Annotated in this window: 15 protein-coding genes; 6 read left to right on the top strand and 9 right to left on the bottom strand. The window is 59.7% G+C overall.

The features are described from left to right. The first annotated feature begins 256 nt into the window (after nt 1–256). Together ACI77H_RS19795 and ACI77H_RS19800 are read left to right on the top strand one after the other, a co-directional pair. Entirely contained in the window at nt 257–787 is a 531-nt protein-coding gene (locus tag ACI77H_RS19795; RefSeq protein WP_407013395.1) for an NfeD family protein, read from the top strand. A gap of 2 nt (nt 788–789) precedes the next feature. Beyond that, on the top strand, nt 790–1548 hold the full coding sequence (locus ACI77H_RS19800; RefSeq protein WP_407013396.1) for a slipin family protein: 759 nt from the start codon (nt 790–792) through the stop codon (nt 1546–1548). Here ACI77H_RS19800 and ACI77H_RS19805 read toward each other — a convergent pair. The 7 genes from ACI77H_RS19805 to bcsQ all read right to left on the bottom strand — a co-directional run bounded on the left by ACI77H_RS19805 (nt 1545) and on the right by bcsQ (nt 11735). Then, on the bottom strand, nt 1545–3095 hold the full coding sequence (locus ACI77H_RS19805) for a glycosyltransferase family 39 protein (RefSeq protein WP_407013397.1): 1551 nt from the start codon (nt 3093–3095) through the stop codon (nt 1545–1547). The genes ACI77H_RS19800 and ACI77H_RS19805 overlap by 4 nt on opposite strands. Nucleotides 3096–3138: 43 nt before the next feature. Next, nucleotides 3139–3729: a hypothetical protein gene (locus ACI77H_RS19810; RefSeq protein ID WP_407013398.1), complete on the bottom strand. Its 591-nt coding sequence runs from the start codon at nt 3727–3729 to the stop codon at nt 3139–3141. 114 nt (nt 3730–3843) lie between these two features. Continuing rightward, entirely contained in the window at nt 3844–5415 is a 1572-nt protein-coding gene (locus ACI77H_RS19815) for an efflux transporter outer membrane subunit (protein ID WP_407013399.1), read from the bottom strand. Then, complete coding sequence (locus ACI77H_RS19820; protein WP_407013400.1) at nt 5412–6473, bottom strand: HlyD family secretion protein; 1062 nt, start codon at nt 6471–6473, stop codon at nt 5412–5414. Before ACI77H_RS19820 ends, ACI77H_RS19815 begins: the two co-directional genes overlap by 4 nt. 26 nt (nt 6474–6499) lie before the next feature. Continuing rightward, a complete protein-coding gene (locus tag ACI77H_RS19825) occupies nt 6500–8038 on the bottom strand; it encodes an MFS transporter (RefSeq protein ID WP_407013401.1) in 1539 nt (512 codons plus the stop codon). Between the two features lie 218 nt (nt 8039–8256). Then, entirely contained in the window at nt 8257–10470 is a 2214-nt protein-coding gene (gene bcsA, locus ACI77H_RS19830) for a UDP-forming cellulose synthase catalytic subunit (RefSeq protein WP_407013430.1), read from the bottom strand. A 125-nt stretch (nt 10471–10595) separates the two neighbouring features. Further along, the gene (gene bcsQ / locus ACI77H_RS19835; protein WP_407013403.1) at nt 10596–11735 is read right to left on the bottom strand and encodes a cellulose biosynthesis protein BcsQ; all 1140 of its coding nucleotides are present in this window, start codon (nt 11733–11735) and stop codon (nt 10596–10598) included. A 500-nt stretch (nt 11736–12235) separates the two neighbouring features. Between bcsQ and ACI77H_RS19840 the strand changes: the two genes are divergently transcribed. Continuing rightward, nucleotides 12236–12601, top strand: coding sequence for a tryptophan synthase subunit beta (locus ACI77H_RS19840; RefSeq protein WP_407013404.1), 366 nt, complete (start codon nt 12236–12238; stop codon nt 12599–12601). Between the two features lie 114 nt (nt 12602–12715). Here ACI77H_RS19840 and lapD read toward each other — a convergent pair whose 3' ends face one another. Continuing rightward, complete coding sequence (gene lapD, locus ACI77H_RS19845) at nt 12716–14662, bottom strand: cyclic di-GMP receptor LapD (RefSeq protein ID WP_407013405.1); 1947 nt, start codon at nt 14660–14662, stop codon at nt 12716–12718. A gap of 14 nt (nt 14663–14676) precedes the next feature. Continuing rightward, nucleotides 14677–15369 (bottom strand): cysteine protease LapG, encoded by a 693-nt coding sequence (lapG, locus tag ACI77H_RS19850; RefSeq protein ID WP_407013406.1) that lies wholly within the window; start codon nt 15367–15369, stop codon nt 14677–14679. Between the two features lie 194 nt (nt 15370–15563). On the opposite strand from lapG, the gene ACI77H_RS19855 reads away from it, so the two are divergent. From ACI77H_RS19855 to ACI77H_RS19865, 3 genes are all read left to right on the top strand, one after another. Then, nucleotides 15564–16274: a GntR family transcriptional regulator gene (locus ACI77H_RS19855; RefSeq protein ID WP_407013407.1), complete on the top strand. Its 711-nt coding sequence runs from the start codon at nt 15564–15566 to the stop codon at nt 16272–16274. A gap of 639 nt (nt 16275–16913) precedes the next feature. Next, complete coding sequence (locus ACI77H_RS19860; RefSeq protein WP_407013408.1) at nt 16914–17690, top strand: DUF3050 domain-containing protein; 777 nt, start codon at nt 16914–16916, stop codon at nt 17688–17690. Further along, nucleotides 17687–18616 carry a diiron oxygenase gene (locus ACI77H_RS19865; protein ID WP_150632965.1) on the top strand — a complete coding sequence of 310 codons (930 nt, stop codon included), beginning with the start codon at nt 17687–17689 and terminating at the stop codon, nt 18614–18616. The genes ACI77H_RS19860 and ACI77H_RS19865 overlap by 4 nt, the downstream gene beginning before the upstream one ends. The last annotated feature ends 13 nt before the right edge of the window (nt 18617–18629 follow it).

Below are 18629 nucleotides of genomic sequence, written 5' to 3' on the forward strand. Positions count from 1 at the left end.
GCACCTCGGTGTCCGCGACAACGTTCGCGGACGATGAATTAACCTTTCTCGCCAATGAAAAGTCTAGGCCTGATGACGACATCGCGCGGGAAATCTGCCCACCGGAACAATGTCGAAAACTGAGCAAAATTCGTACAACCCACAGCTCGACTAGACTGTATTTAGCGATGGCCGTTATCGGGAACGCGGACTGAATGGAAGGGCGAGGCGCGCTCAGGTTCATCGCGAGCAAGCTCGCTCCTGCAAGGAGGGTCGCGTGAACATTCGTTACTGTGCGCTTGTATTGTTGTTGGCCTTGAGCGGATCGGTGTTCGCGGCGGACACCATCGTGCTGATCCCCAACCCCATGGGGATCTGGCTGATCACCTTTGGCGTCGCGTTTCTGATCGCCGAGGCTGCCTTGCCCAACTACGGCGTGATCGGCTTGGGCGGCATCGTGATGTTCGTCATTGGCGCGGTGATCCTGACCAACACCGAGGTGCCGGTGCCATTGATGATCGGCCTGGGATTGATCAGTGCATTGCTGCTGATCTTCCTGCTGATCCGCGCACTGAAAACCCGACCGCGCCAGACCGTCAGCGGCGATGCCGGACTGGTGGGCAGCGTGACCCCGGTGATGTCGTTGCAGCCGGGCAATGCGTGCAACGGCTGGGTGCACCTGCAAGGCGAACAGTGGCAAGTACTCAGCGCCACGCCACTGCAACCCGGGCAACAGGTTCGGGTGGTGGCACGCAAGGGATTAATGCTGAAAGTGGCCGCGGCTGACGCGGCGCCGGGTGGAGAATAACCATGGGCCTGCAATTGGGTTTTGCCGCGCTGCTGTTGTTGGTGATTGCGCTGGCGGGATCGACGTTTCGTATCCTGCGCGAATACGAGCGCGGGGTGGTGTTCCAGCTCGGTCGCTTCTGGCAGATCAAAGGCCCCGGCCTGATCCTGCTGATTCCGGTGGTCCAGCAAATGGTCCGCGTCGATTTGCGCACCGTGGTGCTCGACGTGCCACCGCAAGACGTGATCACCCGCGACAACGTCTCGGTCAAGGTCAATGCGGTGCTGTACTTCCGCGTGCTCGACCCGCAGAAGGCAATCATCCAGGTCGAAGATTTCCTGATGGCCACCAGCCAACTGGCCCAGACCACGTTGCGTGCGGTGCTCGGCAAACATGAACTCGATGAACTGCTGGCCGAGCGCGAACGGTTGAACATCGACATCCAGCAAGTGCTCGATGCCCAGACCGACGCCTGGGGCATCAAGGTCGCCAACGTCGAAATCAAGCACGTGGACCTCAACGAATCGATGGTCCGCGCTATCGCCAAGCAGGCGGAAGCCGAGCGTGAACGTCGGGCCAAGGTCATCCACGCCGAAGGTGAATTGCAAGCCTCGGAAAAACTCATGCAGGCTGCCGAAATGCTCGGCCGTCAGCCGGGCGCCATGCAGCTGCGGTACATGCAGACACTGAGCTCGATTGCCGGGGACAAGAGTTCGACCATTGTCTTTCCGCTGCCGATCGAATTGCTCAAGGGCATGGCGGATTTGTCGTCGAAACCTTAAGGACAACCCTCGTCCGGACAGATGGCGTACAGCCGCGCCATTGTGTCGTCGACTTTCAGCTCATCGATGGCTTTCCAGCCACTGGGTACCGGCGCGAAATCATAAGGTGCTTCGCTGCTGCTGATCAGCCAGACCCGCCCGGTGCCACGCGGTAAGTCCGTCAGTGTGTCGAGGTAGGTTTTTTCGCCACTGTCCTCTACCAACGTGCCAAATCCGTATGCATTGGGGCGCCCCGAACGTCCGTCGGGCTGCGGCGGCGTGTAAAGCATCGGCGCAGCAGCCGTGCGGTTGTAATAGACGTAACTGAAGTACCAGAACAGATCGCTGACCACGATGCGATCACCGGCGACGTACTGCTGGTTCACGTAGTCGACCATTCGATCGATTCGATCCGGAGCGGTGGTGTAAATGTTCTTCAGTCCGACACCTTGCACGCCGATTACCAGCAGCAACCCCGCCAGCGCCCACACCCGGTAGTGCTCGGCGAGCCGATCAAGCGCTATGGCCAGAATGATCGGCAAGCCCAGCGCCGCAAACATCAGGTAACGATCCACCAACAGCGGGGTCGCCAGCGAAGCCAGCGCAATCACCAGCAACGGGACGAGCGTGTACGCCGCAATCAGCGCGTTGAATCGGTATTCGCTGCGGTCCGCTCGAAGGATCAACATCGTCACCAGCCCCACCACCAGCGGCAACAGGACAAAGACCAGCCTTGGGTGCCCAAGGCCTTCGTCATAGGTCAGAAATTGCCAGAGGACCGACGGCATCGACGTGAGGGTTTCCGGCTCGATCCAGCCCACATCACCGCCGAGCTTGAGTTGCTCCAGGTGCTGCAGTTGATCCACCAGACTGGGAATCCACGGCATATAGAGCGCGACGATGGCGACGTTGGCCAGCCACCACGCCGGGCGCGTGATCAGTTTGTTGCCCGAGCCGCTTAGCCGAAGCACCAGCAGATACGCCCAGTGCGACATAACGCACAGCGCCGTGAAGTAATGGGTGTAGAAACTGGCCGTCATCAGCACGGCGTAGATAACCAGATAACGATGACGTTGCGGATGCTTGACCCAAAGTACCAGGGCAATGGTCGCCCCGATCAGCCAAAAGCCCATCAGCGAATACATCCGCACTTCCTGGCTGTAACGCACGGCAATCGGCAGCAATGCCACCAGCACTCCGGCCAACACCGCCGCACGCCGCGTTGCGATCAGACGCACCAGCCAGATCACCAGTGCGACGGTGCCCAGCGCGGGCACAACGCTCATGAATCGGATCGAAAAGAGGCTGTTGCCAAACAGGCTCATCCAGCCGTGCAACAACAGGTAATACAGCGGCGGGTGTACATCGTGAGCGGTGTGAAACCAGGTCAGCGCGGGTGAGTATTGGCTCAGCAGCAGGCTGGAGCCTTCATCGCACCAGATGGCTGAGTCAGTGAGGCCATAGAGCCGAACGACAGCGGCGAGGATCAGGATCGGCAACAACCCGCATTCGCGAGCCGACTGAAGCCATCTCTGCACCATCGAGTTGACCTGCCCCACAGCAGCCATCCGCCCTTCCTTGTCCACGAGGTTCACACATTCACAGGCTATTTCACGGGTTTGCACCCTCTAACGGTCCGCCCTGCACAAGAAAATAGTAGGTGAGTATCACCACCCCCCACCAGCTCAAGCCCAGGCCTACCCAGATACCGTTAGCGAACGTCAGCGTCGAGTTAATCGGCTCTTCAACACCATACTCCGAGAAATTGATTGCCGCTTGCACGCGCATGAGGCAACAGGTCAGCAAGAGCAAAACCAATAGAAACAAAGCGAAGCTGACGTGCGCGTCCAGCACCCATACCCGCGTTGCACCTGCACACGCCGTCAGGATCACAGCCAGCGCCAGGCTGCGTGGATACCAGCGGTATTGTCGGCCTGAAGCGAGTATTCGTCGGTCGACTTTCATGAAGAGCGAGTACACAAAGAAAACACCCATAACAGTGCGTACCAATGGCAGAACCTTAGTGCCGGTGGCCGCACGGTACAGCCTCCAGTTTTTGTAGGTCCAATAGGTCCAGTAGAAACCGAATGTCGAGACAAACAGCAGTGCAAACTTACTTTGGCCAACGACATAAAAGGCTGGACGCTTTGGCGATGTTTCCAGCAGTTCGACTGAAAAGGGCTTACCGGAACTGGCGATCATAGAAGTGCGCAACCTTGCTCAAGGAATTCGCGAAAATGCTAACGCTCGAATGGCCTGGACAATGCCCACACAAAAAAAACAGGACGATTCCTACTTTCAGGTTCCCGAATTCACTCATCGCTGCACCGACAGCGGATAAACCGACTCCCATCCACCACCCAACGCCTTGTACAACCCGACCATCGCCAGCGACACCCCGGTCGAGCTCTCGACCCATTGCTGCTGCGTCGCCAGCAACTCGCCTTGCACGGTCAGGACATTGACGAAATCCACCACGCCTTCCACGTACTGCTGTTGCGCGGTGCGCAGGGCGATCTGGTTTTGCCGTACGGCTTCCGCGAGGCTGTCGCGGCGCAGTTGGCTGGCGTTGTAGGCGCTCAGTTGATCGTCAATTTCATGCCAGGCGCGCAGCACGGTTTGTTGGTAGGCGATGGCGGCTTCCTGTTGTTGCGCTTCACGCAGGTTCAACACTCCGCGCAGACGTCCACCGTCGAACAGCGGCAGGCTGAACTGTGGGCCAATGCCGAACGCGCGCGAGCCCCATGAGCCGAAGTCGCTCAATTGCATGGCTTGTGAACCGATATTGCCCGACAGGGTGATGCGCGGATAGAAATCGCCCTTGGCCACGCCGATATTCGCGGTGGCGACGTGCAAACGGGCTTCGGCCTGACGGATGTCCGGGCGGCGCTCGGCCAGTTGCGACGGCAGGCCGATGGCGACCTGACGTGGGGTTTGTGGCACTGGCGCGTCGGTGGATAACTCGGCGTGCAGCGCTTGCGGTGGCTCGCCCATCAACAGGCTCAGGGCGTTGATCAGTTGCGACTGACGCTGCTCCAACGCCGGTAGGCGCGATTCGATGGCCGCGACTTGCGCGGCAGCTTCGGCGACATCCAGATCGGTGGCGACACCGTCGGCCAGGCGCAGTTGCGACAGTTTCAGGCTATGGCGGGCGACATCGAGGTTCTGCTCGGTAACGGCTCGCGTGCTTTGCACCCCACGCAGTTGAATGTAGTCCTGGGCGGTTTCGGCGAGCACCGACAACAGCACACCGCGTTGATCGTTTTCCGCGACTTCAAGGGTGGCGTCGGCCGCTTCGGTTTCGCGCCGCACACGGCCCCAGAAATCCAGTTCCCAGGAGGCCGAGAAACCTGCGTCCCACAGGTTGAACGCCGAGTCACCGTTGTGCCCCGAAGGATCGCTCAGACCTTCACCGCTGTTGCGTTTGCGCCCGTAGCTGCCCGTGGCGGCGGTGTTGGGATAGCGTTCGGCGGTGATCACCTGGCGCGCAGCGCGGCTTTGCTGCAAGCGGCTGCTGGCGAGTTTCAGGTCGAGGTTGTCGGTCAGTGCGCGTTGGGTCAGGGCCGAGAGTTTCGGGTCCTGGAAGACTTCCCACCAGCGTTCGTCCATGGCAGCGGTTTTCACTTCGCTGGCGGCCGCTTTCGACGGTTTCGACCACTCGGCCACTTGCCGGGTTTGAGGCTTCTGGAAATCAGGGCCAACGGTGCAGGCAGTGAGGCTCATGACCAACAAGGCACAAAAGGTCAGTTGAGGCAGACGGCCTCTTCGCGAGCGGGCTCGCTCCCACATTGAGGTTGAGTCATGCACACAATCACTGCTCAAAACGAGATCCCCAGTGGGAGATCCCCTGCTCGCGATGAGGCTAGCCCGGTCAACAAACATTTTCATCGCTGAGCAACCTCATGCTTCCCGGTTTCAGCCGTATCAATACTCGCCTCCACGGACATCCCCACCCGCAGCCGATCAGCCAATGGCTGTCCCGGATCGAGGACGATTTTCACCGGAATCCGCTGCACAACCTTGGTGAAGTTACCGGTCGCATTGTCCGGTTTGATCGAAGCGAAGGTGACCCCGGTGGCCGGCGCAATGCTCTCGACGCGACCGCGCAACGCTTGGCCGCCAAGGCTGTCGACGCGCACCTGCACGCCTTGCCCCGGTTGCACGTCGGTCAATTGGGTTTCCTGAAAGTTGGCGACCACATACGCCTGCGCCAGCGGCACCACCGCCAGCAGCTTGCTGCCCGGTGTGACATACGCACCGACCCGCACGGCGCGCTCGCCGACCATGCCGTCCTGCGGCGCGACGATGCGCGTATAGGACAGCTCAAAGCTGGCCATTTCCAGCGCTGCTTGCGCGCGTTTCAACCCACCATCTGCCGCATCGCGCTGGGCGGTGAGGATGTCCACCTGCTTGCGTTCCGCCGCCAACACCGCGGTGGCATTGGCCAACCGGGCGCTGGCTTGATCAATGCGCGTGCGCGCTTGCTGAGCATTCTGCACCGTCCCCGCGCCAACGCCGGCCAGGTGGTTGTAGCGGTTCAATTCATGCTCGGCGAACGCCATCTCTGCCTTCGCTGACACAACCGTGGCTTGCGCCTGAGCGATCACCGACGTCTGACGTTCGAGGGTCGCGTGAGCGTTTTGCAGTTGCGCTCGCGCCACCAGCGTTTCGGCGTCGGCGGCTTGCGCGGCGGCGCGCAGGTCGCGGTCATCGATCAGCGCCAGCAATTGCCCGGCCTGGACCTGTTGATTGTCCTCCACCAACACTTCCTTGATGAACCCGGCGACGCGGGGCACGACCAAGGTGAAGTCGGCAGAGACAAAGGCGTCATTGGTGTTCTGTTGCGTGCGCTTGCCGAAAATCCCCGGCGCAAGCAAATACACCAGCACGCCGACCACCGCTACGACTGCAATGCCGACGGCCACTTTTTGCTTGGATTGAGTCATAAAAACCTTCTGTTTCAGTGAAGCATTCATGTCGGCGCACGCGGCGGATAGATCCGCGTCGGCAGCCAGAAAATCAGCAGGATCAGCGCCAACGCGATGCCGCTCATGCACAGATAAAGGTCCGAGGCGGTCAGCACCACGGCTTGCTCATGCAGCCGGTGGGCAAGGCCCGCGCTGTCGCTGTCGGCCAGCGGCGAGTTGCCGAGGCGGTCCACCAGCATGGTCGAGTGAAAGTGCAGCCTCGACGTGGTCAGCGCGTCGATCACTCCCGTGGCAATCACCGCCGACAGGCCTTTGACGGTGTTGAACCAGGCGGAGGCGAACGGGCCTTCCATCGGGCTGATGCTGCCGGTGGAGAGCATCAACAGCGGCAATACCGCCATCGGCTGACCGAAGATTTGCAGCAGTTGCAGCACGTAGAAATCGTCGCGAATCCACGCTGACGTCAGCTGCGAGCCACCGATGCACGACAGCGCCAGCATGCTCAGGCCGATCCCCAACACCCAGCGGCAATCGACCCATCGCAGGTTGCACAGCGCTGCCACCAACGGCAGCGCGAGCAACTGTGGCAGCGCCGCCAGCAGCATGATCGGCGCAGTCTGCACCGGGCGATAACCCTGAACCTGCGCGAGGTAACTGGACGGAATGATGATCACCGCCAGCAAGATCACCAACACCCCGGCCAGGGTCAGCAAGGCGAACGACAGGTTGCGGATGCCGAGCATCTGCATCTTGAAAAACGGGATCGGTTGCGACCACTCGTTGATCAGGAACAGCACCAGCAACACCAGCCCGCCGCCGAGCAAGCCGCAGATCAGACTCGACTCAAACCAGTCCAGCCGATTGCCCTGCAGGATGCCGATCACCAGCATGCAGATCGCCGGAAATCCCAGCAGCAATCCGCGCCAGTTGAACTGCTTGAAACGCTCGAGGCGCAGCGGATCCTGGGGCAAGCCGTAGGCCACCGCCGCCATGGCGATCAGGCACGGCGCGATGATTTGCCAGAACGTCCATTGCCAGCCGACATGCTCGGTCCACAACCCGGCCAGCGGCGTTCCGAGCCCCGGACCGAAGGTGGCCGTGAGGGCATACCCGGCCAGACCGTAGAGCTTCACGTTAGCCGGCAAAAAACGCAGGGCGGCAGTCATTAACATCGGCGGCAAGGCACCGCCCGCCAGACCTTGAATAATGCGCATGAGCAGCAGGCTTTCGTAGTTCGGGGCGAACGGACAAAGCACGCCCAACACCGTGAACACGCTGATCGCGCAGAGGGTGAAGCGCCGCAACGAGAACGTCACCGAACACCACGGCGCGAACGCCATCGCGGCCACCGAGGTCGCGGTGTAACTGGCAACCAGCCAGGTGCCTTCGTCATAGCCGATGGCCAATGCGCCGCGAATGTCGGCCAGCGCAACCTTGGTCACCATCTCGTTGAGGCCCGACACCAGCACCGCCAGCAATACGCCCACCAGACCGATGATGATTCGCGGGCCAAAGACCGCTGGCGTCACGGCGGCCGTTGGACTGGCCACGGCGAGAGGTGCCGTGACCGTGAGGGAAGTCATTACTGCAAGCTCCGGGGGGTGAATTCGGATGCAGTTTAAGAAACGTGGGGACTGACGAAAATCAACTTATCGGCAGCTTATAAGTGCGTTTCATGCAGCAATACAAAACCCTTGTGGGAGCGGGCTTGCTCGCGAATGCGGCGGCACATCCAGCGTCTATGTGACTGACACACCGCTTTCGCGAGCAAGCCCGCTCCCACAGGGATATGCGATCAGCTTCAAGTCGGTTGCGCGGCCAGCCACGTCGCATCGCAGCATGCCTTGAGCGTTTCACGCATCCAGCGATGCGCCGGGTCTTTGTCGAAACGCGGGTGCCAGGCTTGGGTTAGCATCAGGGTCGGCAACGGGATTGGCAGGGTGAACGAGCGCAATTTCAAGCCCAGCCGTCGCACGCTCAACAGCGCTTCCTTGGGCACCGGCAGAATCAGATCGGAATCAGGCAAGGCAAACATCGCCGCATGGAAACTCGGCGCGATCACCGCCACCCGTCGCTCCAGGCCCAAGGCATTGAGCGCGCTATCGATCGGGCCGCGAGCAATCCCGCGCCGGGACATGCTGATGTGAGAAAACCCGGCAAACCGTTCGGCGGTGATTTCTTCGTCGAACAGCGGATGGTCTTCGCGCACCAGGCCGACAAAATGGGTGGAGAACAGGTTCTGGACCTTCTGCACCCGCTCGCCCTGGGGAACCATCACCCCGTCAGGCAAACGAAAGCCCAGGCCTTTTTGCGAGAAGTCCAGGGTCGTGCCTTCGATGACGCTGCCATCGGCACGGGTCAAGCGCATCGGCAGCGCCGCCGCGACCCGCGGTTCGGAACGCATCTGCCGGGTTTCACTGGCCACCGCCACCGAGGCGCTGGTGATGATGATGTTGTAAACCGTCCATGCGAGGTTGATCAGAATCGTGGTCGCCGCATCGTCCGCGCCCTCGGCCAGCTTCACCAGACCAATGATCATGCCGGCGACGTTCAACGCCAGCAGGATGATGTACGGACGCGCCAGCTTCCATTCGAAGTATTTCTTGTCAATGATCCCGCCCTTGTCGGTCACGTTGAACCCGCCGAACTTGGGATTGACCAGCGCCATCAGCACCGGGCCCATGATGTACCAGGCCAGTACCGTCTCGTAGACCTCGTTCCAGAAGGAATGACGGAACCGCCCCTGAATGCAGGAGTTGGTCAGACTGGCGTGGAAGATATGCGGCAGCACATAAGCGGTAATCATCAATGCCGAGGCGTGGTAGATCCGCGCGTCGAAAATCAGAAAGGCCAGCGGCGCGGTAAGGAACGCCAGACGCGGCAAGCCATAGAAAAAGTGCAGCATCGCGTTCACGTAGCACAGACGCTGGCCGAGGCTGAGGCCTTTGCCGAACAGCGGGTTATCGGTACGGAAAATCTGCGCCATGCCCCGCGCCCAACGAATGCGCTGGCTGATGTGGCGTGAAAGGCTTTCAGTCGCCAGGCCCGCCGCCTGAGGAATGGCCAGGTACGCGGTGTTGTAGCCGGCACGGTTGAGTTTGAGCGCGGTGTGGGCGTCTTCGGTCACGGTCTCGACGGCTACGCCACCGACTTCCAGCAACGGCTCACGGCGGATGACCGCACAGGAACCGCAGAAGAACGTCGCGTTCCACAGGTCGTTGCCGTCCTGTACGAGGCCGTAGAACAGCTCGCCTTCGTTCGGCACGGAACGGAAGGTGTCGAGGTTTTTTTCGAACGGATCGGGCGAGAAAAAGAAGTGTGGCGTTTGCAGCATCGCCAGCTTCGGGTCCTTGAGGAACCAGCCGATACTCACCTGCAAGAACGAGCGCGTCGGCACGTGGTCGGCGTCGAAAATCGCCACGAACTCGCCACTGGTGACTTTCAACGCTTCATTGAGGTTGCCCGCTTTGGCGTGACGGTTGTTGTCACGCACGATGTAGTTCACGCCGATCTGCTCGCAGAACTCGCGGAAGTCTTCGCGGCGCCCGTCATCGAGGACATGCACGCGCAGTTTGTCGCGAGGCCAGTCGATGGCCTGAGCGGCGAAGATGGTGACTTTGACGATATCCAGCGTTTCGTTGTACGACGGGATGAACACATCGACCGTCGGCCATTCACTGGGTGGGCCGCTCATCAATATCGGTTTGCGGCGCAGCGGCCAGGCGGTCTGGATGTAACCGAACACCAGCACGATCATCGCGTACAGCTCGGCCATGACCAGGCCGTAGCCAAACAACATGTCCAGCCAACCTTCGAAACCGAGGGTGGACGTCAGCCGCCAGTACAGATAGCGCAGCGATGCCGTCAATGACAGGCCGATCATCACCATCACCGTCAGGCGCCCCGGGATCTTGCGCAGCACCAACGCGGTGGCGAAACAGCCCGCCGCAAAGATGCACTGCGAGTACAGATCGAACGGCACCGTGATGATAAAAACAGCCAGCAGCGCGCACATCAAGGTGACGCCGAGGGTCAACGCTCGACGCAATGCCTTGGGCAAGTTGTCCACGCGCTCGGACAACGCTTGAGCCCAGCGCTGTGAACGGTTCAGGACTTCGGTATCGGGAGCTGAGGCCGTAATCACGACGCGTATGACTCCGCAATATCCATCGATTTCAACTGCGCCTTGAGCGTGTCACTCAGTACTCGCATGTCTCGGCAAGCCGGTGAAAAACCCGGTTCCAGCAACGGGTTTTGACCGTACGCCAATGCCTCTCCGACGCTGTGATCCAGCGCCACGGTCTCCAGCAGATGGTCACCGAGACGGCGCTTGAGCACCTCGTGCATATCCCGGCAAAACGCTCGGGAAGCGTCGAATTGGTTGATCACGTAATTGCACAGCGGTGCCTGCCCCTGGGCTTTGCGCTCGTCAAGCAAGCGCTGCATCGGGTCCAGCGTCAGGAAGCACGCGGCGTCGGCGGTAACCACCACCAGCACCTGATCAGCCACCATCAAGACCTGGTCCAGGTATGCCGTGCGACCGGGTGGTGTGTCGAGAATCACCACGTCGTTTTCGCCCAGGGCCATGCTTGCCAGCTGACGGGCCAGCCAGAATCGATCGTTTTCCAGGTAGCGTTCCAGCGTCCGGCGCTCATCTTCAGTGACTGCACCATAAGGCAGCAACAATGAGCCTGCCGGCCCGGCCAACAACAGCGAATTCCAGTTTTCACCCTGAAGGCTGGCGTTGCCCATGCCGGCCACATCCGGCTCGGCACCCAGGTGATGCTGCAAGGCATTTTGCGGATCGAGGTCGATGGCCAGCGTCTGCCCGTGCTCAACCCGCAAGAGGGTGGCGAGCGCCGAGGCCAGGGTGCTTTTGCCAACGCCGCCCTTGCTCGATATCAGCGCGATGACATGCGCTTTGGTTTTGCTCGGGCGACCATTCGGCAGCACTTGGCGCAGTGCCTCTTCGTTACGTGCCTGCGCCTCCGCCTGGCGCGCCAGCGCGACCTCGGCCAGTAAATGACGAAGCGGTGCGCCGACCTGGGGGATTTTGGCCGGCGACAGTTCAGCAGCATCTTGGATCGGGCGATCGACCGGTGCGGCTTCAACCACCTCAACAACGGCCTGAGGGGCGTCAATCACCACGGACACAGACGTAGTCGGTACCAGCGCCAACGGCTTTTCTTTGTAGTCAAAATGGCTATCAAACTCGAGATAGCTGTCCGCACTTGCCCCGAACCTGTTGAACAGGTTCGATATATCGTCTGTACGATTCATAAGACTGCCTAAGGCGCTTTGCTGAGATGGAACACGAAGCTCGAGACGGTCCGTCGAACTGAGCCACTAAAATGATATCGTCAATATTTTGAACCACACTAGCCTAATACTTAATCGCGATCAAAATTATTTTTTAATCGCCATTTTTTTGACTTGGCGCAGTTTTTTTGGCTGCCGATCTATGCATGCATTCCGCGAAAAAACGGCTCGCTTCGACGGCGGGCGATTATCCGCTCAAGCTTGGAAGGCTGCTCATTTTTTCGCCGAATGGCAGGCTCTTTGAATCGCTACCAACTTCATGGCAACCAGAAACAACCCAGCAATAAGCGGACCATCTACCCAGGCAATTAACCAGCAACCGTTTAGTTGTTTCGTATATATCTTTTAAATCAATTAGTTACTTAGATAATAAGGTTGTTTTGCGACGGTCCAACACCAGACAACGCTCCGTTGGCTATGCTGCTGACAGACCGCTGCGGGTCATTCATGAGGGATGCTCAATGTTCTACGTGCAACGCAATGCAGAGGGCCAACTGATGCGCGTGGAAGCCGAGGCCTATATCGGGGCCAGCGAAACTCTGCCGGCCGACCACCCCGATCTTCAGGCCTGGTTCGCCAGCGAAGTCATGGCCACCAGTCACAAACAACTTCAGCAAATCAAACAACTCAAGCAATTGAGGCAAAGTGACCTGGACATGATCCGGGTGCTCGACGACTTGATTCAGGTGCTGACCGATAAAGGCGTGATCCGCGTCACCGATCTGCCGGCCGCCGCACAAGCCAAACTGATGGACCGGTCACAGGCTCGGGAAGCGTTGGGGGGGTTGAGTCAGTTGATTGGTGATGATGAGACGGGTTTGATCTGACACGTTGCGGTCAGCGATGCCTGCACTGACGCCATCGCCGGCAAGCCGGCTCTTACTCTGTCTACCGGGTTATCCGCGATGGCGGTCTTTAGATCATGCGGAGCATGGGAACGATCACTGCCACGGCTTCGGCTCACCAAACAACTGCCCCTGCACGCCGAAAACCCCCATCTCACGAATCACCGCCAACTCCCCGTCCGTCTCGACCCGCTCGGCAATCAACGGCAAGTCGATGCTGTGCGCCGCCCGCTGAATCGCCTCGATGAACAAACGCTTGTCGCTCTCCTGATCAATTGCGCGGATGTAAACGCCGTCGATCTTCAAATACGCCAACCCGAGCCGCGCCAGGTTGCCGATCATGCTGAAGCGCCCGCCAAAGTGTTGCAGGCTCAACGAGAAGCCGAGTTCACGTAGCTGCCGCGTCAGTTCTTCCAGCTCAGCCTGCTCGGGTAGTTGCTCCTCACCGATTTCCAACGTCAGCCGTGGCCCAAAATTGGAATGCGCACGCAAAATATCAAAGACTTTACCCAGCGCCTGCGGATTGGCCAGCGTCGCCGAGGACAGGTTCAATGCCAACGATGCGTCATGGTCGGCCATCTGTTCGAGCACCCGTTCCAACATCAGGCGATCCAGGCGCGCGCTCCAGCCAAAACGCTCGAGCCACGGCAGGAACCGGCCGGCGGGAATCGCCTGGCCCTGCTCGTCGATCAAGCGCGAAAGCACCTTGTAATGCAGCACCAGCGCCGTGTCCTGGCTGGCCACCACCGGCTGAAAATACAGCTCGAAACGCTGCTGATTCAGTGCCTGATCGAGCAAGCTGTGCCACGCATGATGATCATCGCCGACAGTCGCAGACGCCGCGTGGTCCAGGCATACCCACCGCGAATCACCCTGGCCTTCGGCCTGCGCCAAGGCCTGATCCGCCAGCCCAAGCACCGCTTGCGGGGCGTCGCCATAGACAAACGGCGCCAGCCCGATGTAGGCCACGGCGGCCATGTCGGTGGCGCCGGTCGCATGCAGGCTGGCCAAGGCACTGTCGAGGTGTTGCGCCAGTTGCAGCGCTTCTGCGCGCAGCAGTCCCGGCGCCAGCACGGCAAATTCGCCGCCACGGATCCGCGTAACGAGGTTCAGCGTTTCGGGGTATTTGGCACACTCGCGGGACAGTTGCTCGCCGACCGCTATCAACAAATCATCGGTGTGTTGACCGCCCAGACGCTGATTCAGGCCGGCCAGGTCCTTGACCCGCAGCAGCAACAAATAACCCGAACTCGCCTTTTCCGGATTGCTCACCCGCGCGTTCAATTGCATCTCGAAATAGCGCCGGTTGGCCAACCCGGTCAGGCTGTCCTGATAGGACTCGGCGCGCAACTTTTCACTGCGTTCGGCCTGCTCCTGGAACAACGCCTTGAGCTTCTCGACCATCTGGTTCATGGCCTGCACCACCCGACGCAATTCCGGTGTGCGCGGCAGGTCCGGCAGGCTGAGGAATTCCCGGCGGGCAATGGCGTGGGATTGCTGGACCATGTAGTCCAGCGGTTTCAATTGCCGGCGCAGCAGCAACGCGCCCAGCGCCGCACTCGCCGCGCCGCAGAGCAACAACCAGCCAAGGCTGCCCAGTGCGCTCTGCCAAAGCTTGGCCAGCGCGAACATCGGATGGCTGACCACTTCGACCCGCGCCGCCTGCTCCCAGCCACGGCTGACAATCGCATCGCCGCCCGCAGGTTCCAGGCCGATCAGTTTGACGAACCAGTCCGGCACATTGGTTACCGCCGGGATGCCGCTGCGTTCGACCAGGGTCTTGTCGTTCGATAGATCGACGACGCGAATGCTCGCGTAATAACCGCTGTCGAAGATCGAGCTGACCAGCAGCTCGACCATTGCCGGGTCGTCGATGTTCGGCGTCAGCGACAGCGCCAACGCCGTCGCGGCGTCCTGGGCATGGGAGCGCAACTGGTTGACGTACTGGGTGCGCGAGCTCTCGAGGCTGACCATGAAGCTGCCGGTGAAGGCGACCACCAGGAACAGACAAATAGCGATCAATAGTTGTTTGAACAATGACATCTGAGCGCGTGCTCCTAGTTAATCGTTTCGACCGGGAATCCTTCCGCCTGCATTTTCTTCAACACATCCTGCCAACGGGACAACCGCTTGGTATCGCCCACTTTCTTGTTGCCCTTGGCACCCGGCAACCACAAGCCTTCGGCATTGAAAGCGTAGACCGGCAATAGATCGGTACGTTGGCTGGCAGGCTTGATTGCATCGATGAGACTGTCGAGCACCAGCGGCATGGCGTCGGGACTTGCGTAGTAGGTCAGCACCATGTGCGCGCGATTCAGGCTCAAGGCCTTTACGTAAGTAATGCGCAGCTTGTCGCTGGAAACGCCGAGACGGCGCAGGCTGAAATACTTGGCAATGGCGTAATCTTCGCAATCACCGGCGCCTTTCCACAGGGCTTGGATCGGGGTTTCCCAATAATCGACCTCGTGCCACAGGTCGATGTCCTCTTCATAGCGCATCTGTTTGTTGAAGAATTGGTTGACCACATTGAGCTGGTCCAGCTCACTGAGTTGCTTCTGCGTGGCCAACAAGTGCTGCCAGGCATCGATGCGCTGCTGACCTTCACCCAATGGCCCGTACAACGCCTGCGCCCGGCGGCTGATCAGGGAAAAATCCCAGTCGGCATGCAGACCGCCCGAAATGACACCGGCCAGCAGCAGCGCGCAGCACAACCAGCGCAAGGTCCGAGGGATCGCGAAACGTGCCGCCAAGGCGAGGCATCCAGGGTGGGCAGGTGGAATCGATTGATGGTGAAGGTTAGCCTGTTAAAAGACAATGGCACGGTGAGATCACTGTGGGCCGGCTAAACTGGGAGTGTGGCCCGCTGTGCGTTTGACAACCCATCAGGCAGTCACTAGTGTCCTCTTGGATCCAAATTTTTCTCCGTCATTCAGGGTGCGTTGTAGTGACACAGAAGCCCAACCCTCTCAGCAGTATCAAGGTCAACGGGCCAATTCCCGCTCATCTGGCTCGCTCAGTCATCGAAGAAACCCTGCGGGCCGCCATTCTCGATGGTCGCATTCCTTGCGGCACGGCCCTTCGCCAGCAAGACCTGGCCGACCTGTTCGGCGTCAGCCGCATGCCCGTCCGTGAAGCCTTGCGCCAGCTCGAAGCGCAAGCGCTGCTTAACGTGGTCGCCCACAAAGGTGCGGTGGTCGCGCCGTTGGTTCAGGGCGACGCCGCGGAGACTTACGCGTTGCGGATCCTTCTGGAGTCCGAAGCTCTGCGCCTGTCGATCCCTTTGCTCACCACCGAAGACTTCGAGCAGGCAGCCCGCTGCATCGACGAACTGGAAACGGAACACAACTACACCGAGATCGGCCGGCTTAATCGCCTGTTTCACATGGCGATGTATTGCAAGGCGCCTAACCGTCGGCTCTTGAGACTGGTCGAAGACGGCCTGAACGAAGAGGAGCGCTTCCTGCGCTTCAACCTGGAAGCCATGGGCCTGGGCAAACTGTCCCAGGAAGATCACCGTGCGCTGTTGCGCGCAGTGGAAGATCGCGACATCGAGCGCTCGGTGGCGTTGCTCGAACAACACCTCAACCGGGGTGTCGAGGTCATCACCCGTTATCTCGCCAGCCCCGAAGCACAAAGCAGAAAAACCTCGAAATAAATCACCCCCGGCAAGCGCCGGCGAGCAAATTGACCTGCTTGCCGGCGCTTGCCGCGCCTCACCTTCTTTCTCCCAAGCCCGTCCCTTGCCCCGCCCCTATGACGCGTCGGTGATAGCGGCTGCCTTGATTTACGCTCACTCTTGGGCTGCCAACGAATAACAAACGGGCGACGCCCCGCATGAGCGGCGCAGTCCTCGCATCAAGAACCTAAGGAAGGAGTCTTGCCACGGGAAAGGAAGCAGCGGCGTCCCGGCCAACTTCCACCCCTCAAATCACACTAACGATCACCCTTAGAAAGTTGCTTCGAGTGAGGCATTCACTCTTTATTTCGATTTCGACTTATATAAGCCGGAAGGAGCAACTACGCCCAAATAAAACTTAATCAAAAAGTCTTATTGGAACTTGTCACGCCCGAAAAAGTTAAACTTTAAAATAGTATAAAAATAACTTGCCCAGCACTTTATTCGTGTATTAGTTTTTCTCCGCCACCAGTGGCCGAGGCCTGCAAGCCCTAGCCACAGGACTTACATGCAACTAATACCGATCAATTCATTTGAGGCACCCGCTCGCCATCAGACAACTTAAAACACTCATTAGTTATTAATCGCACCTCATTCCGAATCACTTATAGGCTCGCCATGAAATCGACTAAAGACCGTCTTGATCAGAAAAAAGCAGAACTTAGCGCGCACCCGATTTTCTCTGAAATACGCTCGCTCTCGGTACTTCAACGCTTCATGGAATCTCATGTGTTTGCGGTATGGGACTTCATGTCGCTGACCAAACGCCTGCAGCAGGAACTGACCTGCGTTCAGTTGCCCTGGCTGCCGCCACGTGATCCTCAGGCGGCGCGCCTGATCAACGAGATCGTACTGGGCGAAGAGTCTGATGATCGTCCTTCCCACGGCCATTACAGCCATTTCGAACTCTATCTGGATGCAATGCGCGAAGTGGGTGCCAGCACGGCCGCCATCGAACGCTTCGTGGCGCTGCAGCAAGAGGGCGTGAGTTATGACGTGGCGTTGCAGAGTGTGGATGTCGATCCGGCCGCTGCGCAGTTCGTGCGTCACACCTTGCACACCGCCCTGCATGCGCCCGGCCACAGCGTGGCGGCGGCATTTTTGCACGGGCGCGAGAGCGTCATTCCACAAATGTTCCAGCGCATTCTCGACGATTGGGGCATCGGCATCGAACAGGCGCCGACCTTCCGTTACTACCTGGAACGGCACATCGAAGTCGACTCCGAAGACCACGGCCCGGCAGCGGAAAAACTCCTCGCGCGCTTGGTCAATGGCGATCCGCAACGCGAAGAAGACGTCTACGCCAGCGCCCTCGCTGCCGTGGAGAACCGCATTGCCCTGTGGGACGGCCTGCGCCTGAGCATGAGCGAGCCGGTGGCAGAGGTGAACGCATGAACGCCGCCGACTACCAATCCTTCGCCGATGCCTGGGAAAGCCGCGCGACCATCCGCACCCGTCCGCGCCGCGTGCTGGAGAACGACGCGAAGCTGATCTACCCGCTGAGTCGCCAACCGCTGGTATTGAGCGAAACTTTTCTACGCGAATGCCCGGAGCAAAGGGATTTCGCCCTGGTGCAGACGCTCTACAAATTCATCAACGACGTGGTGATTTTCGAAACCGAGATCGTCGACAAAACCGCGCGCAGCATCGCCAAAAACCGCTTTGCCGTGGCCTTCCCGTTCGCCTGCCGTTACGACGCGATGACCGTGGTGGTGGACGAGGATTACCACGCGCTGGTGGCGATGGATTTCATGCAGCAAACCGTCGCCATGACGGGCATCACGCCCATCGACCTGCCGGATGAAATCGAACTGAGCCGGGCGATTCCGGCCGCCGTGGCGCTCGCACCGGAACACCTGCGCAGCGCCGTGGAATTGATCTGCGTGGCCATCGCCGAGAACACCGTCACCGGCGATGTGGCGGCGTTTGCCAAGGACGACACGGTCAAGCAATCGATCAAGGGTTTGATGGCCGATCACTTGCTCGACGAGGGCCGTCACTCCGGGTTCTGGGCGCGGCTGGTGCGCATCTACTGGCACACCGCAAGCGAAGAAGACCGCCAATGCATCGCGCAGATTTTGCCGGTGTTCATCGGCCATTACCTGACCAACGACATTCAGAAATCGTTCGACTTCCGCCTGATCGAGTCCTTGCAAATCAGCGAAGCCGCGCGCGGCGCACTCAAGCGTGAAGTGTCGGGACTGGCCTTCCCGATCAACCGCCATCACCCGTTGGTCGCCAACATCGTGCGGTTTTTCCGCAGCAGTTCGCTGCTCGATTCGCCGTGCGTTCAAGAAGCCCTGAGCGACTACCTGGTTTAACGAGGAGCACATC

It is taken from the genome of Pseudomonas sp. O230 (assembly GCF_045447035.1).
Lineage (GTDB): Bacteria > Pseudomonadota > Gammaproteobacteria > Pseudomonadales > Pseudomonadaceae > Aquipseudomonas.